Here is a 25,657-nt window from a genome sequence, read left to right on the forward strand (position 1 = left end):
AATCTCACGATGTATTACAGCAGTGGAAACTACGAAGCTTTTGCTCGCCCCCGCAAACCCGCAGGTGTGGATAGCAAGACAGCTTGGTTCGTTGGTTCGGGGTTAGCGGCGCTCTCCGGCGCAGCCTTCTTGATCCGCGACGGACAAATGAGTGGCGACCGTATCACCATCCTCGAACGACTGAACCTTCCGGGGGGCGCGTTGGACGGTAGTCAAGACCCGGAACGGGGATTCGTGATTCGAGGTGGTAGAGAGATGGAGGATCATTTCGAGTGCCTCTGGGACCTGTTCCGTTCGATCCCATCGCTCGAACTTGAAGGCGCCAGCGTGCTCGACGAGTTTTACTGGCTGAACAAGGATGATCCGAACTACACACTACAGCGGGTGACGGTGAACCAGGGGCAGAATGCCCATACCGATGGCCTCTTCACTTTGAGCGAAGAGGCCCAGAGAGAGCTGATTGCCCTTTTTCTTGCCACTCGTAAGCAGATGGAGGCCAAGCGCATCGACGAAGTGTTCGGGAGAGATTTCTTCAACAGCAATTTTTGGCTCTACTGGCGTACTATGTTCGCTTTTGAAAAATGGCATTCGGCCCTCGAGATGAAGCTTTATTTGCATCGATTCATCCATCATATCGGCAGCCTGCCGGATTTCAGCACGCTGAAGTTTACCAAGTACAATCAGTATGAATCGCTTGTTCTGCCGTTATGCAAATGGCTGTTAGAGCAAGGCGTCAACTTTCGCTACGGTGTCGAAGTCACCGATATTGATTTCGACATAAAACGCGGACGCAAGCAAGCCACAGGCATCCGATGGCTGGAGAATGGCATTGTGGGCAGTGTCGATATTGGCGCCGACGATCTTGTTTTCATGACGATCGGGTCGCTTACCGAAAACTCGGACATGGGGGACCATCACACGGCTCCCAGGCTCGACGAAGGCCCCGCGCCCGCCTGGGATCTGTGGCGGCGTATTGCGGCTAAGGATGCCGCCTTTGGCCGTCCAGACGTCTTTGGCGGCAATATCTCTGCAACCAAATGGGAATCGGCGACCATCACGACCCTGGACGCACGCATTCCGGCATACATTCACAAGATTGCCAAACGCGATCCGTTCAGCGGCAGGGTCGTCACAGGAGGCATCGTTACGGTGAAAGATTCGAGCTGGTTGCTCAGTTGGACCGCAAACCGCCAGCCGCATTTCAAGCACCAGCGCAGCGACCAAGTCGTTGCCTGGCTCTATTCACTATTCGTCGAGAAAGCCGGCGACTACGTGAAGAAACCGATGCAAGATTGTACGGGCGAGGAAATCACGCAAGAATGGCTTTATCACCTCGGTGTGCCGGTCCCGAGCATACCGGAACTCGCCGCGAGCGCAGCCAAAACGGTGCCGGTGATGATGCCCTACGTCACTTCCTTCTTCATGCCGCGGCAGGTGGGCGACCGGCCAGATGTTGTGCCTAAAGAGGCGGTCAATTTCGCCTTCATCGGCCAGTTCGCGGAGTCGGGTGAACGGGATTGTATCTTCACGACGGAATACTCTGTTCGGACGGCGATGGAAGCCGTTTATATACTCCTCAAGATTGAACGTGGCGTGCCTGAGGTATTCAACTCAACTTATGATATTCGCAAGTTGCTTGCAGCAATGGGTAGACTGCGTGACGGCAAGGAAATTGAGATCCCAGGACGAGCGTTCCTGCGCGAACTTATTCTGAAAAAGATTAAGGCAACCGAGATTGGCGAACTGTTCAATAAGTATCACCTGAGTTGACCGAGGTGGGGACGTTGTCTGTCGGAGAGGTAACCTCACCTACAAATCGCGGAAGTCTCGAGTAGCCCACCACTAGCCGACGAGAACTGCGACGAGAAGGACCGAGGCAATTCTCAGGGTCACTAGTTCCAACGCGCTTATGGAGCCAATGTCCATTGTGTTGCTCCCGCCGCTCTTACAAGCCCTGACCTGCCTGAACTTTCATCCAGCGGCGGTTAGAGCTCGCCGGTTTGTACGCCAGGTGGCGCGGGTGGAACAGCGGACGATCCGCGGAGCTGGTCGGGGTTGCGGAGCCGGTCGTCCGTTGCGGTGAGGTGGGCAGCGCAGGCCGCAGGGGTGAGGTATTTCAGCGACGAGTGAGGCCGCCGGGTATTGTAGTCGGCGACCCAATTAGCGATTTTGGTGCGGGCGTCGTCGAGATCGAAGAAGAGGGTCTCGTTGAGCAACTCATCGCGCATCCGGCCATTGATGGGGAAGACGGCCCCGCTCCCTCGGCCGCGGCGATATACTGGTGATGCACGAACCCGCTAACAGGAGCAATTCACCAATGGAAGCCGCGACAATTGGGTTGGAATTTCGAAGCACGTGTTTCACATCCATGCAGTTGATAGCCAGGGCCGGGTGACCGGTCGTCAACGCCTCCGGCGAGGTGAAGTCATGTCGTTCTTCTCCTCGTTCGCACCTCCGTTGGACCAAGGCAAGGTGATCGCCGCCCGAACCGCCGCTTCATCATCCGTAACGCGGGGGCGAATGAGGCAACGAGACTGGCGCGAGCGCGCTCGATCCATCGCGACAACTCGGCGGCGGCTCCTGCGCCGGATCATCAAGTGGAATTCGGCTATGATCTCGCGCGCCTCGACCAGGGTTGGTACGCCAGCTTCGATCGCCGCGACAGTGACCGTCTCTGCCTTCGACAGCGTATCCTGTCCGACCGTCATGAGACGAGCGATAGTTCTGGCCGACGGGATCCGGTGAAGGTTTTCGACATTCGATGCCGTCCGCAAATCGATGCGCCAGATCCGCAGCGCAATCGGGGTGACAACAATCGATCCCAAACTGCTCCCTGCGGCCGAGCGCTTGCAGTATGACGGATATCTTCGCCGCGAAGAGACCAATGCGACGATCTTGGCCCTGTCGAAAAGCGGAACGCGGATCAAGTAGATCGTGCCAAACCGGTCATAGCAGAAAACTGGTTCGACAGGTGATCCGTGACGAACGCCATGATTCTTCCGACCCGGCAGAGTTTGCTCGATCAGCACCCGCCATGGCCTGACGATCAGTGGGCCACCGGCTGCCTTAACGGCGCTGAACTTTGGCGGCGCCTAAGGGCGCGCGGCTTCCGCGGCAGCGCCGCCGGATCGGCCTGATTGCGGATCGACGGCGCCTTGACGCGATAGCGCGGCTTCTCGGTCGCGGTGGCGACAGGCATTGCCCCACGGCGCGACCATGCGGAACGTCCGGCGGCGCACCCCGGCGCCGCTCAGATCGGCATCGATGCCCGCGAGGATTTCCCGCAACTCGGAGAGCGAGCGATATTCGACCGACTTGTCCGAATAGCTCACGCGCTCGGCGCCGGATGCAATCGCGGTCAGCAAGTCTTCCTGCTGCTGTTGCGTGAATGTCAGCGCGCCCGATTTCCTTGCCATGGCTCACACTCCCAAATAGCCCGACCGCACGATCCGGCGCGGCGCACGCGGGAAAGTCCGGTGCGTCGGTCGCACGTCATTCGGTGGCGGCGGGTTCTCGTTCGTCCTGGCGGGCGCCTCTCGCTCTCGCGGCTGGCCAACCCGCTACATGTTCATGAGGTAGCTAGTCGCGGCCAGCATCGCCTCGCAGTCGAGGAAATGGTTGTTCTTCGACCGCCTGATCCACTCCCGGCGCCCGGTCGGTGACTTGACCCGCGCCTCGGAGACAATCTGGTGGCAGTAATCGTCATCGATGCCGACCGGCACATTCCATGCGCCGGGCGTTTCGGACGGCCAGCGCAATCGCTCGTGCACCAAGCACTTCCAGTGATCGGTATCGAGCCGCACCAGATCGAGATCGAACTTCGCCGCCTTGCCGGATCGATTGACCTCGATCTTGGAGAGCGGCACACGCATCGGCGCGCTCGATCCCTTGGTCGGGCGGACGCGCTTCGGAAAGCGGCGGCAGAATTCGTAAACGCGATTGAGCGGCAGAGTGTCCGCCTTGCCCGGGCGAAAGCCGCTATCGACGAACGTCAGATGGATCAGGAAGCCATCGATCGGCGTCGAGATCAATTCTGCGAGCTGATCCCACACCTCGGTGTCGGCGGTGTCGCCGCGCAGATATCCCCAATCGATCAGCCATGACGTGGCCCGGGGTCCCCAGCCGCGAATGACGTAGGGGATAGATTGCTTTTGCACGTCCGCGGCGATCGATAGCCGCAGCACGCCCTCGGGGACTTCACCGCGCCGGTATTCGGCGTGGCGCGCCTTCTCCTTGATCTCGGCCCATTCCGGCACCTCGCCGCCGCCGGGCGAATACAACTCACCGAAGCTGCATTGATCGCCTGGTGCACCATCGCGTCGTCGCCAAGCCCGATAGCTTCGAGATAGACCCGAATGCGATCACCGAACGAGACGAACGGCGATGCGAGGCCCGAGACCCAATAGCTCACCGACATCATATCCTGCGGATCGCCGGAAACCTGGCCGTTGCAATCGATGGTCTGGCCGGGCGCACATACTGGCCGCGCTCGTTCATCGCCGCCTTGTAGCCGTCCTCGATGACGCCGCCGCAATGCGGGCATTCCAGATAGGTTTCGCGCGCCGCCGCCATCGGCGAAACCTTTGGCGGATAGCGCATCAGGTTGAAGCGCGGGACGAAGTATTCGCCGCAATGCGGGCACGGCCAGCACCAGTGATGCCGCGTGCCTTGCTGCCAGGGTTGCCAGATCGGGCTTTCGATATCGTCAGCAACGGCGACGTTCCAAAAGAACAGCTTGGATCGCTTGTCCTCGACGGCCTCTACGCACCCGCGCTTTGGAGTCGATGTGACCACGCAAACGAAATCCGCATAGGTGTCGCCGCGCCGCTCGACGAGACCGAGCGGGCCGCCTTGCTCGTTCACGTTGGCGCGCATCTCGTCGTACTCGTCGACCAATGCCAGGACAGCCGGATCGGACTTCAGTGCCGCCGATGATCCCAAATGCGCGAGACGGAACAGGACGCCCGCGACGAGCTTGCGGGTCTTCGTCATCCGTTTGCCGCGCGCCAACCTCTCGGTCAGCGTCGGCGCCTGATCGAGCAGCGCCATGACTCGCGACTCGAACTGCTCGATGAGAAATTGCCGGTTCGGCCCGACGTACAGAATCGGCCCCGGCCGCTGATCAAGGCTGGCCCGCGACATCGAGCATCGCCTCCGATTTGCCGGTCTGGGCGCCGAACACCATGACCACTCGGCGGAACCGTCCGCTTGCGATCATGCGCTCGGGCGCGATCACGTAAGGCGTCAAATGCGGATCACGCGGACCCGGGATTGCTGCCGTTTGCGGATAGATGCGGTTCGTCGCCGCCCACTCGTCGGGCGGCGTTGGCCGCGACGGTCTCGCTAGCAAAGCGAGCCGATGCCACAGTACGTCCCCTTTCGGCGGCAATATCTGCGACCCGTTCGAGGATGTCATTCAAAGCCGTTTCAATTGTCTTGCGGAATTGCAGATCGCGCGTCACGCGCGCCGGAAGCCCGGCGGTCTCTGCTCTGAAAAGCCCGGTCATCTGCTCGACGATTGCCATCGCTTCGTCGATCTCGATCAGGTGGCCTTCGCGCACCGCGTTGCGCAACTCGATCTCGCGCGCCCTCGCGTCGCGGACCCGACTGTCAGCGGCGGATTTCTGCGCGCGCCGATCCGCGTCGTTGCGAAAGCGGATGTAGCCTTGCACGACATCGACCAAATAGAACTGGTCCTTGCCCTGCTTCTCGATCCAGCCCTCTTTCGAGAGTTGCGCACGCGCTCTGCCGAGACCATGAGCAGGCGCCCGGCATGATTGCTCGTCAGTAGTTGGCCGCGTCCGCCGCCGTCGGCGCCCGCTGGTGCGGGATTGGCGCCCGGGTGAGGTCGACCTGCTCGGGTGTCATTGGTCAGACGAGCAGGCTCGTAAGGATTGGCTTTGTGATCTGACAGCGCCTTCTCATCAGACCTGACGACGGTGACAAATTCGTGGACTTCGTCCGCATTGGGCTTTCATGCCACTCAAGGTGGAACAACCCAGAACCGCAGCGAGGGCATTTTCCGTGATGGCTCAGTGAGATTAATGCCATATGGCACCTCGGCTCCCATGCGCACAGACATCCTTACGTCATTTCTTGAACATCAATGATTACTAGCTTGAGAGGAGAGCAGCGCGCCAGAAATATTCAGTTTCCGTCTCCCACGCGATGTAACGCTTCCGTTTTGGGGAAGATCAGTATGTCGTGGCGATCGCGCCACCCCAGCGATAGTTCACGCGGACCAAACCGATATCGACGTCCTGACCGATCCGGGCAGTCCCTGCAAAAGCGCCCGCCGGAACACCCACGATTCCGGGTGAAAAAAAGAAATCGATATCCCGATGACCCATGAACAGGTGGTCGTATTCAATGCCGACGGACCAGTTCGGAGCGAAGCCAAATTCAAGGCCGGCCCCTACCGTGCCGCCCCAGCGGGTTTCGCTGCCGTTGTCGATGGTCAGCCCAGACGTAGAATCGAAGGCCCGGTATTTGTCACGGACGACTGCAGCCCCACCTTTCACATAGACCAGCACATTATTCCAGGCATAGCCGACTTGGCCCGTGAACAGGCCGAATGCATCAAGCTTGGATTCATCCAGGACGCCTGCGAAAGCAAGGTTGGCATTGGAGCCCTTGAAATCGGCCCAGTTGCCCTGCTCCTCTAGGCCGAACACCGAGTTCGCTATTTGCCAGCGGTAGCCGATTTGACCACCGACCGTGCCTCCAGTCCCATTATGGCACCCCATGACAAGGGGCGGAGCAACGACAACGCCGCCGGCGTTGACTAGGTCCCAGCACTGATGCGCAGAGCCACCGCCGCCATTGATGCCGACGTAAAAGCCGCTCCAATCGTAGATAGGGATGACCGGCGGAGGCGCTTTGACGTAGGGCCGGGCGGCCAGATCAGCGGCAGAGGCAGGAGCAGCCAGCGTGATGAGGGCTACCGTGCCCAGCAACAATTTTTTCATTCTTCTCGACCTAATTTCGAATTCGACTTCCTTGACGGTGTATTGACAACGACTGACATGTGTTCGTCTCTCCAGCAATTGCCAGAGTTGGTAGTTGACTGGGGGTCCTGAGAGGCCGGTGAAATTCGCGCGATTACGTTGGAGCGTGTCGGTCGGCGCTGCCGCGCCGCTGTGCCGAGGGGACCCCAGCCATCGCCTGCTTGCCACGCGCAATGCCCCGATACATCCCGGCGCCGCGCCGCTCGATCTCCGCATAGGGGATTTCTTTCGGCACCAGCCGCACCCGCGCCGCCGCGAGAAAATAGATGTACCGCATCTGGTAGCCGTCGAGCGGCACGCCCTGTCCCGACCATGATCCGCCAGTTCTGGCGAAGTGATCCGCGCGGTTCTTGCCGGTCACTTGCGTCATCTTGTGCGTGACCGAGCCGTCGGACAGTCGCAGAATGCTCTTGTTCACTTTGATCCCGGTCTGGACGAAGCCCGCCGCGCGATAGATTGTGCCGTCGCCGCACTGGCATCCATCGGCGAACGAGATCACCCATTCGATGTGCGGATAGTGCTTCTTGATCATCCGCATCGCGACCGCCAGCGCGCGGCTTTCGGAATTGCGCGGCAGGGCTTCCGAGAACGCCAGCCGGTTCAACTCGAGGAAACCATTCCACGCGGTCTCGCGCACCAGCCCTTGAATGTTGCTCTTGTCCATCGACGGGGCCGAACGTCATCGCGCCTTCAAGGCGCCCGCCGAGGAAGACACCCAGCGCTAGGAAAGCGTTGTTGACCGTCTTGTGGCTGTAATGCAGCCGGATGATCAGCGCGTCGGCGTCGGCGTCGGCGTCGGCGTCGCGCTTCGCGATCGGCGCGAGGTAGATTTCTTTAGCTCGTCACTGAGTCCATAGAGCATCATTCGAAGCTCCGGTCCGAGAGTACGGCGGTACCATGGCTCGGCCGACTTGCAGGTTGTAGTCGGTGCCGCTCATCTCCCACCTCTAAGGTAAATCAAACTATCCATCGGCAGTTCATTACAAAACTTGTTTATTGCACTTCCCATTCGCAACGCAACTATCGAACTGAGCCATTTCGGACCTTTCTCTTAAATGCGTATATACTCCTAAGTGCCGGCGGAGATTGCGGCTCTAGCGATTAGAGCTAGAACTCCCGTAAGCGATCATCATGGCGGCGCGAGCCTTGTCGAGCCCGAGCAGTTCGATCTTGAGCGCATGGTCTCGGTCGCCAAGGGAGACCAGCACATTTTGGATGTAGACCCATGACACCGGGGTAGCCAAGTATTGCTCGAGCAGTGGCTGCGCGGCTGCCGGTATTGAGACAATGTCAGCAACTTGACGCCACACGCCGCGACGAAGTGCCTGCAAAGCCCGCGAATTCACTTCGGCACGCGACTTGCTCTCTTTGCGGCATCATCACCAATCGCACTGCGATGGTCTTCGGGACGGACTCGGCGCGCGTCGCTGTTAGCGTCTGATCCGCCCCGACGGTTTGCTGCGCGATAACTAAGGGCGCTCGATTGTGGACCGAGAAAATGCAGGGACGTGTTGGATGCGATCTGGAATTCTTCTTTTGGGAGCCACGACAATTGCGCTCGTCGCAAGTGGTGCAGCGAATGCGGCAGATCTTGAGCCAGAAGTGAAACTGCCAGCGGCGGTGTGGAACTGGACCGGAGGCTATCTTGGCGGGCATGTCGGCGGCGGGTACGGCCGAACGTCCTTCAGCAATCCCTATGGTCCGTCCATCTATGGCGATGTCGTCGATACCCCAGTGTTCCTCGCAGGTGGCCAGATTGGCTACAATTGGCAGAAGAACGGCTGGGTGTTTGGTGTCGAACTCGATGCCAGCGGTGCTGCCTCTGACGGCACAAATACTTGCCTCGCGGCGTCCGGCTTTGTCGTGAGTGTAAACTGCAAGGCAGGTCCGAGCGTCTTTGCCACCGCGACCGGCCGCGTCGGTTACGCGTTTGGCGCGTTGGGCCGCACGTTGGCCTATCTTAAGGGAGGCGTGGCTTGGCAAAACAATCAGGGCGACGTTGTCAACAACAACGAGTTTGAGGGCCGGTTCCCACAGGAGAAAACCCATTTCGATTATGGTCGCCTCGGTGGCGTCATCGGCCTGGGCGTCGAGCAAGCGCTTACGCCCGCATGGTCGGTCAAAGCTGAGTATGACTATCTGCATTTCGGCGGGCCGAGTGTCGCAACGCCTCCGACGGTGCAGTTTCCGCCCTTCGCAATTGTTCCGGCGAACACAACGAGCCCGTCCAGCAATTATCACGTCGGAAGGATCGGGTTGAACTACCATTTTGGCGCCGACCCCTGGGCGGCGCAATGGTCCGATGCGCCGCTGTACGCGAAAGCACCCGCTAGCGTGCCGCCGATTGCCTACACGGCCGGTTGGTCGTTCGAAGGCGGATCGCGGCTCTGGCTCAGCCGGGGACGATTTCAATGGAACGCCAGCGCGGTGCCCGATGAGATCGCTACTGGAGACCGAAACATTCTTGTATCGAGGCTCACCTATCACGGGCTTGACGGACTTTCCGGAGAGCTATTTGGCCGTGTTGATAGCCCCTGGAGGGTATTCCTGAAGGGCAACGTGGGGATCGGGCGCTTCGACAAAGGAAGCATGAATGATGAAGATTGGGGCATCGAACGCAGCTTCTCCTATTCCAACACGATATCAGGCCAGGCAAACGGAAGGTTCACGTATTACACGGCCGATGCGGGTTACGATTTTCTGCACGCCACCCACTACAAGGTCGGCGGATTTATCGGCTGGACCTACTACGAACAGAGCTCCGACTCGAGGGGGTGTATACAGATCGCCAACCCGATGACTACATGCTTGGCGCCTGGCGACGACAGGATCGTTGCAAGCCAGAATACTCAGTGGAATGCACCTCGTCTCGGCCTAAGCGCCGAAACCAGGCTCACCGAGCGTTGGCGTCTGAGCACGGACGTCGCTTACCTGCCCTGGACCGATTTCAAAGGGCGTGACAATCATCTCTTGCGCCCGACGACCACCTTTATTGATCAACGCGGGAACGGAGGCGGGGGTGTACAGGTCGAAGGCGTGCTGTCCTACTTCATAACCAAGAACTTCAGCGTCGGCGTCGGTGGCCGCTATTGGGCCATGTGGACCAAAAAGGACAGCGAAGCGACATGCACAGGCTGTGGTGGTCCGGAAACAACTGCGACTAGCTTTTCGAAGTTCAGCATGGAACGGTGGGGTACGTTCTTTCAGGCCTCCTATAGGTTCGATTGAAAGATCACACCTCCAGCCAAGCTCCGGGCCTCTTCGACGCTAAGAAATGGCGCGCGCATCGAGCAAGGATCATCAGCCATGTCCTTGCCGGTCGCGAGCCTTGTCGAGCTCGAGCAGTTCGATCTTGAGCGCATGGTCGCGGAAGCCGAGGGACATCAGCGCATTGTGGGCGTCGCTCCATGACAGGGCGCCCGCGACGTAACGCTCGACGATTTTTCGATAGTAGGAGCGCCATTGCGCGAGGTACTCGGGATCGAGGTGATTGATCACCCTGTCTCGGGCCACGCGCTCGATCAGCACGGGTCAGTCCTTATAGGGCGGCACGCCCTGGCGGGGATCCTCCGGCTGGGGCTGCTGCTGCTCGGATTGATCCGCGGGCGGCTTCTCGCGCTCGGCATGATCCGCCTGCGCCTTGTCCTTGTGCTTGTCGTCGTCGCTAGGTTTGGTCGCCATGGCTCTCTCCCTGTTAGCGGCGCCGCGTGGACATGGCGCGGATGACCGCGATTGCGAGGTTGAGCGACATCTCCTGCCGCATCACCTCGGCGAAGTCCCTGTAGAACGGCACGTCTTGCTGGATCGGCACCGACGGCCGCAGCGAATACATCAGCTTGATGCGGCCCTTCGCCTTGCGAGTCGAACGGCTCTGGCGCTGGAAGATGAAGCGCCCGCGCTTGAGGCTGTTCTGCAAGTTCTTCGGCTGCTGCTGCTTGCGAGCGCCGCCGCTCGTCCGTTGCACGTTGACCGACGACGGGATCGGAGTACGCATCCGACGGGGGCCGTCTTGCGTGACGGGTGGCAATTCGCGAAGCGTGTGGCCTTAAGTCTAGCTTTAAGGTCATCAGGCGATGCGGGTCGAGGTTTTGGGTGGGCTGGAGCGGCGGCGGCGCTGGTCGCAGGACGACAAGGCACGGATTGTCGAGGAGACATTGGCGCCGGGCGCGAAGGTGACTGAGGTTGCGCGTCGCAACGGAGTAGCGGCCAGCTTGGTGTTTACCTGGCGTCGACAAGCACGGACATCGGAACAAGTTGTACCATCTTTTACGCCGGTGCAGATCGCTGCCGTAGCGGCATCGGCTGAGGAAACTCCGAGGCTTTTGCCTACGGTTGATGGCCGAGTTCGCTCCGTGGCAGCCGCGCGTACTGGATTGATAGAGATCGATCTCGGCAACCGACGGTGCATCCGGGTGGATGCGCACGTCGATTCGGAGGCGTTGGCGCGGGTCCTCGATGTGCTTGGACGCCGATGATTGCGATACCGGGGAATGTGCGAGTGTGGCTCGCGACAGGCTACACGGATATGCGCAGAGGCTTTCCGTCGCTGGCACTCCAAGTGCAGGAGGTGCTGCACAAAGACCCGCTCAGCGGTCATCTGTTCGTCTTCCGCGGTCGCCGCAGCGATCTTGTGAAGGCGATCTGGCACGATGGCCAGGGAGCCTGCTTGTTCACAAAAAGACTCGAGAGAGGAAAGTTCATCTGGCCATCGGTTGCCGGAGAATCGGTAACGATCTCGCCGGCGCAGTTGAGCTATCTGCTGTCCGGGATCGATTGGCGTAACCCTCAAGAAACCCATCGGCCGACGCGGGTCGGATAGCCGCTTTTACGGTTTGAATCTGCTGCTTGATCTGATTCAATGGCTTCATGATATCGAAGCCGGACGATCTTCCATCGGACCTCGTCAGTGCCCTGGCGGCGCTGCAGGCCGAGCGTGAGGCACGGCTGCGAGCTGAGGCGGTGGCTGCCAACTGGCAGGCGCAAGCCGCGAATGCGCAGGCGCAACTGTCGGATACCGAGGCGCTGATCGCGCATCTCGAGCTGCGGATCGAGAAGCTGAAACGCGAACTGTACGGGCAACGCTCCGAACGCACGGCACGGCTGCTCGAGCAGCTGGAGCTGGAGCTGGAAGAGCTCGTCACCACGGCGAGCGAGGATGAGCTTGCCGCGCAGGCCGCCGCGGCGAAGACGCAGAACGTCCGCCCCTTCATGCGCAAGCGGCCGGTGCGCAAGCCATGGCCGGATGACATCGAACGCGAGCGCGTCGTCATTGAAGCTCCAACGACCTGTGCCTGCTGCGGTGGATCGCGGCTGGCGAAGATCGGTGAGGATGTGACCGGGACGCTGGAGGAGATCCCGCGGCGCTTCAAGCTGATCGAGACGGTACGGGAGAAATTTACCTGCCGCGATTGCGAGAAGATCAGCCAGCCGCCGGCGCCGTTTCATGCCACGCCGCGTGGCTTCATCGGCCCACAATTGCTGGCGACGATGCTGTTCGACAAGTTCGGCATGCATATCCCGCTCAACCGCCAGAGTGCGCGCTTCAAGGCCGAAGGGATCGACCTGCCGTTGTCGACGCTGGCCGATCAGGTCGGCCACGGGACCTTCGCCGTCATGCCGCTCTTCCACTTGATCGAACGCCATGTGCTCGCGGCCGAGCGCCTGCATGGCGATGACACCACCATCCGTATCCTGGCGAAGGGCAAGTGCACGACCGGGCGGATCTGGACTTATGTGCGGGATGACCGGCCCTTCGCCGGGCCTGCGCCGCCGGCGGCGGTCTATTACGCCTCGAGCGACCGACGAGGCGAGCACCCCCAGAAGCATCTGGCCGCCTTCACGGGTATCCTGCAGTGCGACTGTTACAGCGGCTTCGAGCCGCTGTTCGACCCGCAGCGGAAAGTGCTGCCGATGACGCCGGCGTTTTGCTTTGCCCATGCGCGGCGGGGCTTCTTCGAGCTGGCTGACATCGAGAAAAATGCTCGGGAAGGTAAGAAGGGCAAGCCGGTCTCTCCGATCGCGCTGGAGGCGGTCAAGCGCCTCGATGCGTTGTTCGAGATCGAGCGCGCCATCAACGGCCGTGGCGCCGACGAGCGGCGCGCCGTGCGCCAGGAAAACAGCAAGCCGCTTCTCGATGACATGCGCGCCTGGTTGCTGCGTGAGCGCGAAACCCTCTCGCGCTCCTCCGATGTCCTGAAGCCGATCAACTACATGCTCAGGCGCTGGGACGACTTCGCCAGCTTCCTCGACGATGGCAGGATCTGCTTGACCAACAATTGTGCTGAGCGCGCATTGAGAGGCATCGCATTGGGAAGGCGCAACTGGACCTTCGCCGGCAGCCAGCGTGGCGCCAACCGTGCCGCCATCATGCTGACGATGATCACGACCTGTCGCCTCAACGACGTCGATCCCAAGGCTTGGCTCGCCGACGTCCTCGCCCGTATCGCCGATCTTCCCGCTTCGCGTCTGCACGAACTGCTGCCCTGGGAATGGAAACTCCTGCGCCAAGCCGCCGGTCAGCAGGCCGCCTGACCTTCACGCAACGCCATCATAGAGCCCGCCGCGCCCGCGCGCATGCGTCAATCAGGCGGTCTTCGTCGTATGCGTACGGATCGGAAGGTTGCCGCCCTTCGCTCGGCGCGTGCCACCCGTGGCATGCAGGGCGAGGTTCGCCGTAAATATTAACGGACGGATCGCCCTTCGTCTCGCGCGACCCCTTGGTCGTCAGTGCAGCTTTCAGGAACGATCGATTGCGGACCGACGACGGCCATGTCGTCTCGATCAGATATGACCGGGTATTCTCGGCGGGCATGTTGAGCGTGGTCGCCATGATATAGGGGATTTGATCGGCGGTCCCGCTTAGGTCTATGGCGCGCTGCTTGATCTTCGAGAAATCAAAATCAACCCCGAGCGTTGGCATGGGCAACCACAAAAGACCGATCCCGCCGCCGAGATCGGTCGAACAGTCTAGCGTTTAGTGTGGAAACACCACGGCGGCCCGATCCATCAGCGTGTGGCTTTGGCCTCGTGCGCGTGCGCGTGCGCGTGCGCGTGCGCGTGCGCGAAGAAAGCACCGGTTTTTTTCAAGTCGTCAACGTAAATTTCTGCGCCTTGCTTTGGCAGCTCGGGGAAGATGCCTGGCAAGAGATCAACGTCCAAATTGATTACGTCAAGGGTAATCAGTCGTTTAGTCACCGCCTTGCGCAGCCGTGCGAGCGCCTCGGCGTAGCTCATGACGCGCCCAAAATTTTTTGCTTCGATCCGCCAGGCACGATAGGCGGCGTTGAACCAAGCGAGATCACCGGTCGCGTTGGCCTGGTTGATTGTCTCTTGCACATGGCGAACCGCCGCATGCACCCGCGACATCGCTGCGTCGTGGTTGGTGAGTGTGATCTTCCGGCGCGCGGCGACCGCCTCGACTTGGCGCCGAGCGAACTCGGCGCGGACCGCAAGCCGCCCCTCGGGATCGCGCGGCAGCACCTCGGTCGCCTCGGCCACGATCGCCTATGTCGCGATTCTTCCCAGAACGCGCAGCCGATCTCCGACCACGGCCAATTGTCCCGGATGCCATCGAAGGTCTGAAGGTGACATGCGGCGGTGCGGGTGTGGGCGACCTTCAAGGACGAGAAGGAGCCGCGCTATTTCCCGCCGCTCGATGCCGCGCCGGATCAGTTCACGCCCGGCAAGCTGCGCCCGAAGCGGAACGACTGCGGCCGGATCAAGGGCTCGCCGCTTTGGGACATCAAGCCCGACCTGCAATTGTTCTACAACACGTCGCGCAATTGGGCTCGCATGTATGCGCCCGATGTCATCTCCGGGCGTGGTCAGAAAACCCAAGCAATCGATTTTGCAATGCTTTATCTTATGCCATCGCGGATCAGGTAGCCGCGCGCCACCCCGCCCCCCGAGCAAAAGGTCCCCCCAAACGGAACCGGCGCACCATGAGCATCCAGCAGGTACACCCGCGTGTTCGCGATCGGGCGGCCATGCGGCACAGCGTTGTCGCTGAAGAGCCATCCCGAGGTCACCACGACCGTAGCTTCAGTCGGCCCATAGTTGTTGATGAGCTTGAGAGCCGCTGGTAGAAGCCCAGGCACACGCTGGAGACGATCCCCGCCAACAAGCATTACTCCAATCTGCAAATTGATGAGCTTATCTTCCAGCGCGAGTGTAGCCAGCGTCGTGATCAAGAAGGCAATGTCCAGCGATTGATATCGCCACCATTGCAGCAGATGCAAGGACGACAGACAGATTTTACAACACTACCCGCAGGACACTCGACGATCGGCTATCTCAGCCCGGTTGAGTTCGAGCGCAAGGTGGGTTTGGCTTAACCCGATATCCATCAAACTAGCAGCAGCTCGATCTGGCGTGGAGCCCACCTCGTTCGATCTGCAATACAGTGCTTCGGACTGGCGATGCCTGCAGAACACCTCACGTCGGCGCGTCTTGCGGTAAACGCGTTCTATGGTCCGCCGCGTACGGTCCCTCAAGGGAGTACCACGATTTGGGCCGAACCGCGCTGGCGGGCCTTCTCCATTGCGGCGCGGCACGCGCTGGGGAAGGTCAACGGTATGACCGTTCTGAATTCATAATCTTGGGCTGTATTTTGGGGCGAGATGATCCGAAAGCGCCAATAGCGGCGCCCGCTAGGCTTCTTTCCGTACTGGCGCTCCCAGCGCGAAGTGTCAATCCGCATAACACCCATGTTCGGTCTTGATGGTATCGAAGAGTCCACCTTACCCCTAGCGATCGTGCTGCAGCGGGTCAGCCCTTCCGGTGGTGACGTTGGGCTGGCTTTGATGTCTAAGATGCGGGCAACTACAGACTGAACGTCGCCATGCTTCCGAAGACGAATTGAGCGGGGCATGCCAACGCCGGGCCAGATTTACACTGAAGCTGCCATTCCAGCCACCGACTTGCTACAGAAAACGCCCAAAGACCGTGCCCACTCCGGGCCGACGATCACCTCGCCGACGGTCCCAAAAAAGTAGTCACTTCGAGGTCACAGCCCAATGGTTGACGTCAAAGTTTAGTCCACCTGGGGACGAGGTTATCTCAACGCCGTATTGGACGCTGCCGACGATTATGTCGCCGAAGTATCCTTTCGACTTGATCCATTGCAGGATACTCTTGAGATCCACGGTCTCGCTGTTGGTCTTGGAAGTGCGTAGAAACGAAATGACCTTGTGTTTGTTCCAGCCTTCAAACACATTCCAAGTCGCTCCGCCCACATTGATGCCTTTGTAGACGGGAATCGCGGCCCCGGAAGAAGTGTAGTTGTAAGAAATGGGCTTAACATCGCCGCCTCCGTCGGGATTCCCCGTGTAATTGGTCCAGAGCATTATCTCATAACCATTTGAGCTGTCCCAGATATCGTAGGCGAAGTTCCAACGGCCGCCAGTCGGGACGCTCTGATTGAAGCTTGAGCTCAGGTTGTTAATCGCACTCAGCCGTTTCCCAACGTTGAAGGCCTGGTGGGGATAGCTCTTGATGCCGTCGGTTTCAGGTTGGTTCGACCACACATTCCATTGATTGACCGCATGCACCGAGATCGTCTGAGGCCCAGCACCTTGGCCATATACGTCGTTGTTCCAGGAATAGCCATTAAGGGAATAAGTACCGTATTGATCGCTCGAACTCCAGATCGGCGCTTTCGCGGACGCTGGGAACAGCGCAATCATTACCGCAAAAGGCAGCGCAAGTACGTTCAGCTTCGACAACTCAGACATTCTAAATCTCCACCTGAGATCTGCCCGCCAGCGACCCAGCAGCAAGCAAAAGTGATGCCACAACGAGAACCGCGGCATCTTTTGCGCGCTTGACCTCGTATTCGCAACAGGAAGGCGGGTTCTGCTTCTGAACGCCGGAAGTACTGCACCTAGATACTGGGCGTGTCGCAGCACGATCGCGGACTGCACTGGATCCAGGCCTACGCAGGTCTCGATCGTTTTGCGCCGAACTATAACCATGCCGCACCAGACGTGCGCGTCCGTCGGCAATCTGAGAGCCCTTAGCCCGACAAGAAAGGTCTCGACGTCGAGCCCGACGGCCTGCTCCGGAAAGCTGCCGCTGGTCTCGTGGTGTTAACAACGGGCGCCCCGACGATGCAGATTAGGCTGCTTCACCGATATCATGCGTTATGCTGTGCAAGATGGGTCCGGCTTAAGATCGTGAGCTGTCTTTGGGTGCTTCCCGAAAAGCGCAGCACCCTCTCATCCCGAAGAATCGAAAAGGCGGGCGACACTGGTTTCAGCGCCAGTCCGAGACAGGTGATAAGCGACCGATCTAAGGAATCGCCAGATCGCCCGCGCTGTTCTTCTGCTCGACCAAGCCTGATCATGCTTCTTGTAGGCGCGCTAGCACGTCGTAGATGTGCCGCAATGGGCGCTATGTCGACAGTAGTGTCGAATACTGGGCCTTCGTCGCGCCCTGAACGAATACTTGCAAGATGAACGATCTCGATCCTTTCGCCTAGCTCGCCAGATTATTGATGAGGATTGTCTATGGTCATGAAGCGCAAACTTGGCCAACTGCTTCCTCTGCGCTGTTACGGGCAGCCTTGAAAAGAGGTTTCTTGGAATGAGGCTCACCTTAAGTGAGTGCCGCTGACGGTATCGGCATTCTGTATGGAATCTGGAAGTGTGAAGCAGGCCAACGCAGCTAGCCGCAATTGATGCAGTGTTAATCTCAAAACAGAGCTGAGAAAGTGGCAGGCCGCTCAGCTGAGCCACCATTCAACCGAGGCTGCTCAGTGCTTCCATGGAAATCACCGCAGGCGACAGATTCGGCGCGTCCTCACCCAGCAAGGCGGTCAGCGCCTCCTGGAAATCCCCGGTCGAGATGCCGCGCAGATACAGCACTGGCAACAGCGCATCCAGACTTCGGGTCCGCCGTGCCCACAGCGGCAGGATCGTCGAGCTGAACCGGATCCGCTCGCCAATTCGCCGAGAAATACCGCGCCAAGTACGGCCGGGCGGTCGAATGTCTGGTCAAGGACCGCGACGCTCCTGGCCTTCTGCGACTTTCCTGCCGAGCATTGCGACCACCTGCGCACGACCAATCGCATCGAGAGCGTGTTCGTCACCATGCGGCACAGGACGTGCGCACCACGTTCTCGTTGTCGCCGACCACCGCCAGGCTGAAGTGTCATCGCCGCATCACGAGCTTTGGCGGCCCAAAGGCACAAACAGTTGCCGAAGATCATTGCGGGTGTCAGATTCAACGATGGCATCGAGATCATCCAAATGCCGGCTAACAGCGCCGCCTGGTCACCTCGTCACCCAAAATCGCGACGTCCGGAGGGAATTCATGCTGCGCTCGAGCAAGCTGCAACGAAGTCCTAACCGAGCTCGGCGAAGAACTCGCCAAGACTATCGTCCATTGCGGTCGGCAACTAACATTAGGACGCCCCCTGGCGTCGAGCACCAACGGATCCGCCTAGAGGAGCCGGCGGATCGGTGTCCAGCGATACCACTTTCATCATTGATGAGTCTTGATCAGACGAGCGAGCCGCTCGCGGCAATTGCGAAATAACGAATGTCGTCGATTTCGCGGTCAGACTGGACGATTTCACGTCGCACTGGCATCTGCCGCTTTCGATGTATCTGATCGTTTGGTCGACAGATTTCTCAAACGGCTGAGGTCGGAATTTACTCCACCAAAGCTTCTAATCCTCTCGTGGGGACTTCGCCTCAATACCAGTTGAGCTGCTTAATAGCTTCGTCAGCATCTGCCTCACAGGCTCGCTCATAAACGGCCTTAATATCCATCCGAAGGCGCCTACCGCAAAGACTCCAAACGCAAAAACGCCAAGCGCACTCCAAACAACCATCTTCATTGTGGGTCGCTCCTGCTTCGGTTGAGCAGTATCGCCAACAAAGGCCTGCGAGGCACCTATCAGGATTGGTAAAGGACGGGTCTCAAAAGTTGCGCTACGGTCGCCGAACACACGTCCATTGTGAGATTAGGAAGTGAACATGGGAAACCTTGGAATTCAAATGGCCAACCGCGCACGTATTCAGACCGGCTGAACGAACTGATGCCCGTATTCCCGCTTTAGAAATCGCGCGGTAGCTTGGTAGCGCGGCCAACCAATCTTGCATAGCGAAGACGAGCAGATAGATGATAGGCTGTTACGTGCTATCGCCCGAGCAGAGACCAGTCATTAGTCGCGAGGCGGCGACAACAGCGGACGAGGACTCTGATCAGGATCGCGATCAGCACCTGGACCTAAAGGAACTTGTACCAGGATCGAGACGCTAGCGCGGCGGCCGCCGTTCCGGTCTTGTGATGATCTTCCTCCCCCAATACGAAACCGAAAATCTAGCTGCCGCGCGTTGAGAGGCAACCGACATCACACGAGCGCCACCTTGTCTGGTTCAAGACGACGATGTCGGAAGTCCGACGGTCAGCAACGTCATTCAAAAGCAGGCAGTTGCGCGTATTTCCGCTCGCCATGCAAGGCGCTCACCAGATTCCGCGAGCGGCACGGCGATTAACCCGCCACTGCCAAAGCGCTCGCGGGCGGCCCGTCTCAGGGACTGCCAATGAGCCGCGCTCGATTGATCCCGGTCAAGCACTGATGCCGCTTATGCTCGGAAGTGAAGAACCGGCGAACATCAATGTTCGCGATTGCCACCAAGTTCACCGAGCCGGCGGGGCACATCGCAACCTTTAAGCAGAAATCCAAACAGAAGGCCGTGTTCGGCGCGAGCCGACCCTTTTTAATTAGACTACGCAGGACGGGTCGTGCAAAGTGATTATCTCGGCCGACGATTCCCGCACGAAGAAATTGGTCCAGGATGTTCTGGCACTACGGGAAAGCCGGCTCACTTACGCCAGCGGCAACCTGGTGCTCTGGAGCAGAATGGCCAAGTTCGTGAACGGCTCCGACACGTTGGCTTGGCGCGACTGCCATTGCCAAGCAACTCGGTTGCTCACGCGGTGCGATCTATAAGGCGTGAATGCGATCTAATGCAGCCACACATCAGCGCCTTGAAGTCTGTCTCGGCCACCGCAACACCAGCACACCTTGAGGTACACCGAGCTATCGCCAACAAGGTTCAAGGACTTCTGGAGGACGTGAAGGTGTTGGCTGGTCTTCAGTTACCGGTCTGTGCAGTTTGATACTTGAGTGACCGTCACTTGCGCATTTCGCGTATGCAACGGCAGCGACGACGATCAAAAGGAGATTGTGTACGAAGGACGTCATGACCATTCGCCATGATTCTGATGCCATGACTGCCATGCAATACTTGTTGTGGGCATTGGAGCACATCGAGAAGACCGGCGATCGCAAGGCTGCGCACCACGCCCGCCTAGCCTTGGAAGGCTTGCGCGAGCGCACCCATCGATCGAAGAACACTGGCGAGCCTCCGTAGTCCCACGGTGTTCCCGACCCCAGTGAAGGGCTATAGCGTTGTTGGGCCAGCGCGGCTAATGGCCATACTGGGGCTGAACCTTATTGTGGCAAGGCCCGACGTGTGTCGTCCCACAACGTCATGCGTCGGGCCGCCCTTCAGTAGTCGCACCTATCCCTTCCCGTACCTTAGCATCGTCTGCTCGACCTCAGACGCTAGCTGTGTCAGATGGGCCGCTAGCCGGTCGAATAGTTGGCGCTTCTTTGGATCGGTCGCCAAGTCTCGGATTAGCTCGCACTCTGCCGCATCCCTGCGTAGCTTCTCCAACTGCGCTAGCATGTCCTGCATTGAGCCGCCCCTAATCGCTAACGTCGCCGATCAAACAGAACCACAAGAGCAATAAGTGATCAGGCCATCCTCTGCGATGTTTAGCAGTGCCTCGACGATCATCCCGCTTCTGGTTCGGTAGGTGACCAGCACATCCTCACCGGCCACGTGCAAATCTAGTAGTTCGAGCACCGGACTTTCAATGAACCGGCGCTTCCAATAGGCCGCAATAACTTCCTGACCGTAGATGGCGTTGCTACCTCCACAGGTGCAGTCGATCAGAGCGTCAGGGCTGTGCATCCTAACCATCTGGTTGATGCGACGAGCGCAGTAAGCGTCTAGCCAGTCTACCGCGACGGCCATCGGGTCATAGGGCGTCATGTTCCCATATCTACTTTCCATTGGTCAGCCGGGATAGGACGGCCAGCGCGAACATTATCTCAATGTCATGGAGGGAACCAGCCGCCCAATCGCGCCTTAACCATCATTGGAGGTGCACATAGCAGCAAGACGACAACCAGCATCGAAGCGACCTGGATCACCTATTGGCAGGAAGGGACCGCACAAAGCAAACCCGAAATACAAACGCCGCTCGCGTCAGCCGTGGAGCGACAAGGAAGTAAAGCAACTACGCTCGCTTGCCAAGGCCAACACGCCAACTGGCGTCATCAGCCTGAAGATGGAACGTCCACCCGCGTCGATAGCAAGCAAGGCGCAACGCGAGGGCATCTCCCTGAGACGCACCAACCGTTCCCCTTACAATCGGCGCACGGCCGCTAAGAAGTCGCGGCGCTAGTTTCGGAGATGTCCCGATCGCTGTTGAACTACGTCGGACCGGCGTTGGCGGAATGAATGTTACGCGGCTCTCGTGACGTGGGCAACGGGCTTGATCGTCATGCGATCGTGGTGAGCTTGAAGGGCCGCACGCAGAACCGACAATTGCTTATGCGCCTTCAATCGTCGGAAGCCCTTGTTGGCCTCGATCATGCCGGCCGCGACCCATCGCAAGGCCATGCCGGCATCCCGCCAGCGTTTGACGTTGCGCGTGACGCGGCGAATGGTACCCATCATGTTCTCGGCGATGTTGGTACAGGCGAGCGATCGACGCAGCTCCTTCGGCAGCTTCAACCGGACGACAGTCAGGATTTCGTCGAGGCCTTCGAGAATGCTGGCCGCTACGCCGGGCCATTGCTGGTCGAGTCGACGCGCGAGATTGCGGATCAATTTTTCAGCCTTGTCGGCATCATCGAGCTCCCAGGCCTGGCGCAGCACCCGACGGGTGGCCGCATGATGCTCTTTCGGCAGGCGTTCCGTGATGTTGCGCGCCTTGTGGATCTGACAGCGCTGGATCGCGGCGGCCGAACCGAAGGTGCGGCGGATCGCCTTCGACAACGCTTTCGCGCCGTCGACGATGAACAGTCTTGGCACCGTCGGGGCGAGCCCGCGGGAGACCAGGTTGTCCAGCAGGGCTTGAACCGTTGCGGCGTTCTCGGTTGCCCCTTCCACCAGCGCCAGCGGATGCTTGTTGCCTTCACCGTCGACCCCGATCGCGGCGACCAGCACGAGATCGTCGCCGAGATGCAGCCCGTCGATTTGAACCACCAGAAGGTCGAGCGCGGACAGATCGGCAGCCATGAAGTCGGCCAGCCGCGCCGCCGACAGCGCCACAAACCTCCGCGAGGCCGCCGACTTCGAAACCCCCGATCCGGGCGGTGCCGGCACATCACCCTCGGGCAGCCGGACAGCGCGGCCGAACCGGCGCGTCGATACATTGATCAGCATCAGGTTCATCGCCCAGCGACCAAGCCAGTCCTCCTCCGCCGCCGTTTCCCAGCTCGGGATCGTGACCTCGCGGCCGTCCAGGCCCCGGACCCGCGGGCGCTCGACCTCGATCTTGCCGCCGTGGAAGCCGATCCGTCCCCGCGTTCGGCCCCAACGGTGCGCCCGCCGCGCCGCGTCGCGACCGTGGCGCGGCCCGCAGGCCGCCGTGACATCCGCCTCCATCATCGTGCCGAGCGCCTCGATCCCTGCCGCAAGGCAGAACCGATCGAAGCTCGCCCGCACTTCTGCAAACGCTTCGTCCACAGCCCCGGTCGCCGGCGAACCAGCCGGTGTGATATCTCTCGTCATGGCGTTGCTCTCCTTTGTGGAATCAGCACCCCGAGCCTACCGGCTCAAGGGGGGCAACGCCGACCTCTTCAGAAATTCAACAGAACCCCGGGACATCCCCCTAGTTTCGGGCTGATGGTCTCTCTTCGATTATCTGGCTCACGTCAGGCTCTTCGAGGCCGTCAGCGCGAACACATTCGCAAGGCATTCCGGCCCCGCACTGACAACCCGATTCTTCCGCCCATGCTTGCGTTGGGTGGTTCTCGCAAACCCAGCCGATACCAAGACAGACCTTGCAAGGGGGTCGATCACGATACCCGCCTAATCGATCGCTTCCTGTACGCATCGATGGCGGCGTTCGAGAGCAACAGCCTGCGCCGTTCGCCACGTCTCATCATGCAAGCAATGTTGTCGATCACCCCGCAACAAGCCCTCCGACGCGATGTCCCGGTATTCAACGTCGGCGTAGAACTTCGGCTCAACCCATGTCGCCTTTGGCTTCCTAATGGCCTTGGTTAGCTTGGACTTGGGGCTGACCACCGTGTCGAGCTGCCGCCTGATTTGGTTGGACACGGTGCGGCACCAGCCCGTCCGACCTTACCCATGTAAACCAGATCACTGCCTTCCCGCCTTCCAAGATACAGCGCAGCAACACCCGTCGGATCTTTCACAAACCCGATAACCGGAAACTTGCCCTTGTGAACCGCCTTGATCTTCAGCCAGTTTTCGTTGCGATCTGATCGGTACGCGGCGTCAGCCCGCTTCGAGATGATACCTTCCCAATTCAACTTGGCTACATGGTCAAACATCTGTTGACCATCCCCGGTCAGGTGTTCGGAATACAACACAGGCAGTTCGATTGCGTTCTCACCGAGCTGGGCAGCAAGGTCTGCTTGCGTTCAATCTGGGGTAATTGGCGCAGATCACCGTCACGACACAACAGATCGAAGGCGTAATAGACCAGCCGGCCCTGTCTACCTGCCGCTAACTCCGCCTGCAGTTCGCTGAAGTGGGTGCGCCCCTCATGGACCACAACGACTTCCCCATCAACGATAGCCTGGCCGGGATGTCGAGAGCGGCAGCGATGGATGAGAAGCGCTTTGTCCAGTCCACCCCGCTGCGGATGTAGACCTTCTTCCGACCGCGATTGGCATGAACCTGGACGCGGTAGCCGTCGTATTTGATCTCATGCAGCCATTGATCGCCAGGCGGTGCCTTGGATTTCAACGTGGCTAGTTGAGGCCGGATGAATCCCGGCATGGAAATACGCTTCGACACAACGCAAACTCATAAAAAAATGCCCGCCGCGCTGGAAGGCAACGGCGGACATTCTTACCCACTCCGCAGGAATCCCGAACAATCAGGGGACGTGATCGTTGCTTCCACCACCAATGCTGAGTGGTTGGTACTTGGCGGAACACCGCTCTTCGATCCAACTCATCTTTCCGCAGCTTGGACAGCGCAGCAGCCGGTAGCTCTTGCCTTGGCGAGCATCGAGAACAGCCATCGCCACGGTGAACCCGCCACAATACGCACAGTAATTAGTCGGAGGGATTGCCTGCCGGGACACTTCGGAAGAGTCGAGCTGTTCACTCATGTGACGCCGCCCGTGGTTGGTTGGGCGATTCCACTAACTCAGAAAGTGGACATTTGGTTTCGACCATCCCAAAAAAACTGGATCGCAGTTCGCCACACCATCACGCTGGCGCGGACCTTCTAGCAACCAACCCAGGTTCCCTAAGGTTAACCCGGCACTACCGGCCAAGGCTTTGTCTGTAGGCGTCGGTGGCTGAGAGACCCATTGCGCTCCCGCCTGCACATCACAAGGGAGCGTGTCGTGATCGAACTGCCCCAACTCGATTCGTATTCAATAGCAGCACGAATCTGTCTTGGCGTAGCAATCTTCGGCGCAGCGCTGCTCGTAACGGCAGTGCTTGCAAGCACCGTCGTCGTCCGGTGAGAATGCCTTCGTTGGGCCTCCGCACTTCAAGGTTGGTTGTCGAGGTCAAGTTACGTTGGAGATTTCAGGCCGGGTGACCTTAACCAGTCGCTCATGTGTGCCGCGGTGTCAGCCTGGTCGGCCTTTCGAAGTGCGGCCTCCCGCTCTGCTCCATGAGGTAGCAACTCGGCCTGCTCGCGGAGCGAGCCTTGCCTCTTCTGCCAACCGACATTCCAGAGATTCCGTCTGTTTGATACGACGATGCTTCAGCATTGGCGCTGCTCCCCTGCTTGAGTGAGGCGGGAGCGCACATTGCGTTCACATCACCGACATCTGCCCATAACCGCTCGGTGATGGAACAACCTATCTGTCTTTGGCGAACCTTGACTGTTCGGTAGCGGACTTAGCGACCTTTGCCCACGTAAAAAAGCCCCGGCGATGGACCGGGGCTAGGTTACTTGGGAGGAAACTAGAACTACACAGAACTTCAGATGGCGTCCCACTGCTCGACTGGTAACGAAGCCTTGTAAGTCGCCATGATGTCGGTGGGGTTGATCGTCGATGATGCAGTAGTCGCTTGCAGCGGCGTAACGGCCTGCGACCATGCGATCAAAGCTGCAACAGCAATTCCGATTCCAATTGTGCCCGTTGAGAAGAATAGCTTGAACATGATCGCATCCTTCGTGTCGGTGGATGCCGCGATCATGAACTTGTCGCGTTTCAGGACTTTGCCGTTTCGCGAGAAAATGATGTCGTCAGAATTATTTTGTTTCGTGGGAGACCGAGAATAGCCGCGCAGGTTTCGTGAGAAGCTGCGAACGAAACAGCCTCACCGTTCCGTGAGATTATGGCACCCGGATTTGATCACCCGCCGACTGGCCCAGCCATTCCGTTGCGGTCGCAGATTTAAGGAA

26 protein-coding genes and 6 pseudogenes are annotated in these 25,657 nt (G+C 59.4%); 9 read left to right on the forward strand and 23 right to left on the reverse strand.

Going from position 1 to position 25,657, the window contains the following annotated elements:
* Positions 1 to 9: 9 nt before the first annotated feature.
* Positions 10 to 1,770, forward strand: a complete 1,761-nt coding sequence (locus tag LMTR21_RS25185) for an oleate hydratase (RefSeq protein ID WP_065754937.1) — start codon at positions 10 to 12, stop codon at positions 1,768 to 1,770.
* Positions 1,771 to 1,985: 215 nt separating this feature from the next.
* Here the strand turns inward: LMTR21_RS25185 and LMTR21_RS25190 are convergent.
* From LMTR21_RS25190 to LMTR21_RS42175, 10 genes and pseudogenes are all read right to left on the reverse strand, one after another.
* Positions 1,986 to 2,240: pseudogene (locus LMTR21_RS25190) on the reverse strand (integrase core domain-containing protein); the annotation flags it as partial.
* 339 nt (positions 2,241 to 2,579) lie between these two features.
* Positions 2,580 to 2,741 (reverse strand): annotated as a pseudogene (locus LMTR21_RS41940) (ISL3 family transposase); the annotation flags it as partial.
* Between the two features lie 351 nt (positions 2,742 to 3,092).
* Positions 3,093 to 3,416: a phage head-tail joining protein gene (locus tag LMTR21_RS25200; protein ID WP_065754940.1), complete on the reverse strand. Its 324-nt coding sequence runs from the start codon at positions 3,414 to 3,416 to the stop codon at positions 3,093 to 3,095.
* A gap of 144 nt (positions 3,417 to 3,560) precedes the next feature.
* Entirely contained in the window at positions 3,561 to 4,280 is a 720-nt protein-coding gene (locus LMTR21_RS25205) for a terminase gpA endonuclease subunit (RefSeq protein ID WP_065754941.1), read from the reverse strand.
* A gap of 136 nt (positions 4,281 to 4,416) precedes the next feature.
* The gene (locus tag LMTR21_RS25210) at positions 4,417 to 5,142 is read right to left on the reverse strand and encodes a phage terminase large subunit family protein (RefSeq protein ID WP_065754942.1); all 726 of its coding nucleotides are present in this window, start codon (positions 5,140 to 5,142) and stop codon (positions 4,417 to 4,419) included.
* The gene (locus LMTR21_RS40270) at positions 5,123 to 5,248 is read right to left on the reverse strand and encodes a hypothetical protein (protein WP_187399188.1); all 126 of its coding nucleotides are present in this window, start codon (positions 5,246 to 5,248) and stop codon (positions 5,123 to 5,125) included. Before LMTR21_RS40270 ends, LMTR21_RS25210 begins: the two co-directional genes overlap by 20 nt.
* A 7-nt stretch (positions 5,249 to 5,255) precedes the next feature.
* On the reverse strand, positions 5,256 to 5,684 hold the full coding sequence (locus LMTR21_RS40275; RefSeq protein WP_065754943.1) for a hypothetical protein: 429 nt from the start codon (positions 5,682 to 5,684) through the stop codon (positions 5,256 to 5,258).
* Between the two features lie 510 nt (positions 5,685 to 6,194).
* Entirely contained in the window at positions 6,195 to 6,968 is a 774-nt protein-coding gene (locus tag LMTR21_RS25220; RefSeq protein WP_065754944.1) for an outer membrane protein, read from the reverse strand.
* Between the two features lie 133 nt (positions 6,969 to 7,101).
* Positions 7,102 to 7,671: a Mom family adenine methylcarbamoylation protein gene (locus LMTR21_RS25225; protein ID WP_065754945.1), complete on the reverse strand. Its 570-nt coding sequence runs from the start codon at positions 7,669 to 7,671 to the stop codon at positions 7,102 to 7,104.
* 58 nt (positions 7,672 to 7,729) lie between these two features.
* Positions 7,730 to 7,837: pseudogene (locus tag LMTR21_RS42175) on the reverse strand (hypothetical protein); the annotation flags it as partial.
* 685 nt (positions 7,838 to 8,522) lie between these two features.
* Between LMTR21_RS42175 and LMTR21_RS25230 the strand changes: the two are divergent.
* Positions 8,523 to 10,235, forward strand: coding sequence for an outer membrane beta-barrel protein (locus LMTR21_RS25230; RefSeq protein WP_065754947.1), 1,713 nt, complete (start codon positions 8,523 to 8,525; stop codon positions 10,233 to 10,235).
* A 72-nt stretch (positions 10,236 to 10,307) separates the two neighbouring features.
* Here the strand turns inward: LMTR21_RS25230 and LMTR21_RS25235 are convergent, their stop codons facing one another.
* Genes LMTR21_RS25235 through LMTR21_RS25240 form a run of 3 tightly spaced genes read right to left on the reverse strand, consistent with a single transcriptional unit; the run spans position 10,308 to position 11,001 of the window.
* Complete coding sequence (locus tag LMTR21_RS25235) at positions 10,308 to 10,535, reverse strand: hypothetical protein (protein ID WP_065754948.1); 228 nt, start codon at positions 10,533 to 10,535, stop codon at positions 10,308 to 10,310.
* Positions 10,536 to 10,538: 3 nt separating this feature from the next.
* Positions 10,539 to 10,688 (reverse strand): hypothetical protein, encoded by a 150-nt coding sequence (locus tag LMTR21_RS40280; protein WP_156435685.1) that lies wholly within the window; start codon positions 10,686 to 10,688, stop codon positions 10,539 to 10,541.
* A gap of 13 nt (positions 10,689 to 10,701) precedes the next feature.
* The gene (locus LMTR21_RS25240) at positions 10,702 to 11,001 is read right to left on the reverse strand and encodes a hypothetical protein (protein WP_065754949.1); all 300 of its coding nucleotides are present in this window, start codon (positions 10,999 to 11,001) and stop codon (positions 10,702 to 10,704) included.
* A gap of 79 nt (positions 11,002 to 11,080) precedes the next feature.
* Between LMTR21_RS25240 and tnpA the strand changes: the two genes are divergently transcribed.
* Genes tnpA through tnpC form a run of 3 tightly spaced genes read left to right on the forward strand, consistent with a single transcriptional unit; the run spans position 11,081 to position 13,538 of the window.
* Entirely contained in the window at positions 11,081 to 11,482 is a 402-nt protein-coding gene (gene tnpA, locus LMTR21_RS41945) for an IS66-like element accessory protein TnpA (RefSeq protein WP_148635932.1), read from the forward strand.
* A gap of 23 nt (positions 11,483 to 11,505) precedes the next feature.
* Positions 11,506 to 11,826: an IS66 family insertion sequence element accessory protein TnpB gene (gene tnpB / locus LMTR21_RS25255; RefSeq protein WP_430642467.1), complete on the forward strand. Its 321-nt coding sequence runs from the start codon at positions 11,506 to 11,508 to the stop codon at positions 11,824 to 11,826.
* A gap of 47 nt (positions 11,827 to 11,873) precedes the next feature.
* On the forward strand, positions 11,874 to 13,538 hold the full coding sequence (tnpC, locus tag LMTR21_RS25260; protein ID WP_148635933.1) for an IS66 family transposase: 1,665 nt from the start codon (positions 11,874 to 11,876) through the stop codon (positions 13,536 to 13,538).
* Between the two features lie 16 nt (positions 13,539 to 13,554).
* Here tnpC and LMTR21_RS25265 read toward each other — a convergent pair whose 3' ends face one another.
* Positions 13,555 to 13,926 (reverse strand): hypothetical protein, encoded by a 372-nt coding sequence (locus LMTR21_RS25265; protein ID WP_065756784.1) that lies wholly within the window; start codon positions 13,924 to 13,926, stop codon positions 13,555 to 13,557.
* Positions 13,927 to 14,012: 86 nt separating this feature from the next.
* Entirely contained in the window at positions 14,013 to 14,504 is a 492-nt protein-coding gene (locus LMTR21_RS25270) for a hypothetical protein (RefSeq protein WP_065756783.1), read from the reverse strand.
* Between the two features lie 105 nt (positions 14,505 to 14,609).
* Here LMTR21_RS25270 and LMTR21_RS25275 point away from each other — a divergent pair, with 105 nt between their 5' ends.
* The gene (locus tag LMTR21_RS25275; RefSeq protein ID WP_065756782.1) at positions 14,610 to 14,891 is read left to right on the forward strand and encodes a hypothetical protein; all 282 of its coding nucleotides are present in this window, start codon (positions 14,610 to 14,612) and stop codon (positions 14,889 to 14,891) included.
* Here LMTR21_RS25275 and LMTR21_RS25280 read toward each other — a convergent pair.
* The 3 genes and pseudogenes from LMTR21_RS25280 to LMTR21_RS25290 all read right to left on the reverse strand — a co-directional run.
* Positions 14,864 to 15,196 (reverse strand): AMP-binding protein, encoded by a 333-nt coding sequence (locus LMTR21_RS25280; protein ID WP_141688674.1) that lies wholly within the window; start codon positions 15,194 to 15,196, stop codon positions 14,864 to 14,866. The genes LMTR21_RS25275 and LMTR21_RS25280 overlap by 28 nt on opposite strands.
* A gap of 804 nt (positions 15,197 to 16,000) precedes the next feature.
* Positions 16,001 to 16,738, reverse strand: a complete 738-nt coding sequence (locus LMTR21_RS25285; protein WP_065756779.1) for a glycoside hydrolase family 12 protein — start codon at positions 16,736 to 16,738, stop codon at positions 16,001 to 16,003.
* A gap of 1,032 nt (positions 16,739 to 17,770) precedes the next feature.
* Positions 17,771 to 17,944: pseudogene (locus LMTR21_RS25290) on the reverse strand (IS256 family transposase); the annotation flags it as partial.
* A gap of 2 nt (positions 17,945 to 17,946) precedes the next feature.
* Here LMTR21_RS25290 and LMTR21_RS41070 point away from each other — a divergent pair.
* Together LMTR21_RS41070 and LMTR21_RS40285 are read left to right on the forward strand one after the other, a co-directional pair.
* A pseudogene (locus LMTR21_RS41070) lies at positions 17,947 to 18,124 on the forward strand (transposase); the annotation flags it as partial.
* Between the two features lie 2,094 nt (positions 18,125 to 20,218).
* Entirely contained in the window at positions 20,219 to 20,389 is a 171-nt protein-coding gene (locus tag LMTR21_RS40285; RefSeq protein ID WP_187399189.1) for a hypothetical protein, read from the forward strand.
* A gap of 357 nt (positions 20,390 to 20,746) precedes the next feature.
* On the opposite strand, the gene LMTR21_RS25305 is transcribed toward LMTR21_RS40285, so the two are convergent.
* From LMTR21_RS25305 to LMTR21_RS41950, 4 genes and pseudogenes are all read right to left on the reverse strand, one after another.
* Positions 20,747 to 21,076, reverse strand: coding sequence for a nuclear transport factor 2 family protein (locus LMTR21_RS25305; RefSeq protein ID WP_065756776.1), 330 nt, complete (start codon positions 21,074 to 21,076; stop codon positions 20,747 to 20,749).
* Positions 21,077 to 21,550: 474 nt separating this feature from the next.
* A complete protein-coding gene (locus tag LMTR21_RS25315) occupies positions 21,551 to 22,825 on the reverse strand; it encodes an IS256 family transposase (protein ID WP_065750578.1) in 1,275 nt (424 codons plus the stop codon).
* 300 nt (positions 22,826 to 23,125) lie between these two features.
* Positions 23,126 to 23,377 carry a hypothetical protein gene (locus LMTR21_RS41640; protein WP_065754683.1) on the reverse strand — a complete coding sequence of 84 codons (252 nt, stop codon included), beginning with the start codon at positions 23,375 to 23,377 and terminating at the stop codon, positions 23,126 to 23,128.
* Positions 23,378 to 23,630: 253 nt separating this feature from the next.
* Positions 23,631 to 24,064 (reverse strand): annotated as a pseudogene (locus LMTR21_RS41950) (ATP-dependent DNA ligase).
* Between LMTR21_RS41950 and LMTR21_RS25330 the strand changes: the two are divergent.
* A complete protein-coding gene (locus tag LMTR21_RS25330) occupies positions 24,051 to 24,524 on the forward strand; it encodes a hypothetical protein (protein WP_141688447.1) in 474 nt (157 codons plus the stop codon). The pseudogene LMTR21_RS41950 and the gene LMTR21_RS25330 overlap by 14 nt on opposite strands.
* 706 nt (positions 24,525 to 25,230) lie before the next feature.
* Here LMTR21_RS25330 and LMTR21_RS25340 read toward each other — a convergent pair.
* Positions 25,231 to 25,449 carry a hypothetical protein gene (locus tag LMTR21_RS25340; protein ID WP_065754685.1) on the reverse strand — a complete coding sequence of 73 codons (219 nt, stop codon included), beginning with the start codon at positions 25,447 to 25,449 and terminating at the stop codon, positions 25,231 to 25,233.
* Positions 25,450 to 25,657 lie beyond the last annotated feature (208 nt).

It is taken from the genome of Bradyrhizobium paxllaeri (assembly GCF_001693515.2).
Classification (GTDB): domain Bacteria; phylum Pseudomonadota; class Alphaproteobacteria; order Rhizobiales; family Xanthobacteraceae; genus Bradyrhizobium; species Bradyrhizobium paxllaeri.

Bases quoted from the DNA above. Each gene is read 5' to 3' on its own strand.
- LMTR21_RS25285 (WP_065756779.1), bottom strand. From the start codon at position 16,738: ATGTCTGAGTTGTCGAAGCTGAACGTACTTGCGCTGCCTTTTGCGGTA.
- LMTR21_RS25185 (WP_065754937.1), top strand. From the start codon at position 10: ATGTATTACAGCAGTGGAAACTACGAAGCTTTTGCTCGCCCCCGCAAA.
- LMTR21_RS25240 (WP_065754949.1), bottom strand. From the start codon at position 11,001: ATGCGTACTCCGATCCCGTCGTCGGTCAACGTGCAACGGACGAGCGGC.
- LMTR21_RS25200 (WP_065754940.1), bottom strand. From the start codon at position 3,416: ATGGCAAGGAAATCGGGCGCGCTGACATTCACGCAACAGCAGCAGGAA.
- LMTR21_RS25315 (WP_065750578.1), bottom strand. From the start codon at position 22,825: ATGACGAGAGATATCACACCGGCTGGTTCGCCGGCGACCGGGGCTGTG.
- LMTR21_RS25225 (WP_065754945.1), bottom strand. From the start codon at position 7,671: ATGGACAAGAGCAACATTCAAGGGCTGGTGCGCGAGACCGCGTGGAAT.
- tnpA (WP_148635932.1), top strand. From the start codon at position 11,081: ATGCGGGTCGAGGTTTTGGGTGGGCTGGAGCGGCGGCGGCGCTGGTCG.
- LMTR21_RS25230 (WP_065754947.1), top strand. From the start codon at position 8,523: ATGCGATCTGGAATTCTTCTTTTGGGAGCCACGACAATTGCGCTCGTC.
- LMTR21_RS25265 (WP_065756784.1), bottom strand. From the start codon at position 13,926: ATGCCAACGCTCGGGGTTGATTTTGATTTCTCGAAGATCAAGCAGCGC.
- LMTR21_RS25210 (WP_065754942.1), bottom strand. From the start codon at position 5,142: ATGTCGCGGGCCAGCCTTGATCAGCGGCCGGGGCCGATTCTGTACGTC.
- LMTR21_RS25330 (WP_141688447.1), top strand. From the start codon at position 24,051: ATGAATCCCGGCATGGAAATACGCTTCGACACAACGCAAACTCATAAA.
- LMTR21_RS25340 (WP_065754685.1), bottom strand. From the start codon at position 25,449: ATGATCGCGGCATCCACCGACACGAAGGATGCGATCATGTTCAAGCTA.
- LMTR21_RS25220 (WP_065754944.1), bottom strand. From the start codon at position 6,968: ATGAAAAAATTGTTGCTGGGCACGGTAGCCCTCATCACGCTGGCTGCT.
- tnpC (WP_148635933.1), top strand. From the start codon at position 11,874: ATGATATCGAAGCCGGACGATCTTCCATCGGACCTCGTCAGTGCCCTG.
- LMTR21_RS40285 (WP_187399189.1), top strand. From the start codon at position 20,219: ATGACCATTCGCCATGATTCTGATGCCATGACTGCCATGCAATACTTG.
- LMTR21_RS25305 (WP_065756776.1), bottom strand. From the start codon at position 21,076: ATGACGCCCTATGACCCGATGGCCGTCGCGGTAGACTGGCTAGACGCT.
- LMTR21_RS40280 (WP_156435685.1), bottom strand. From the start codon at position 10,688: ATGGCGACCAAACCTAGCGACGACGACAAGCACAAGGACAAGGCGCAG.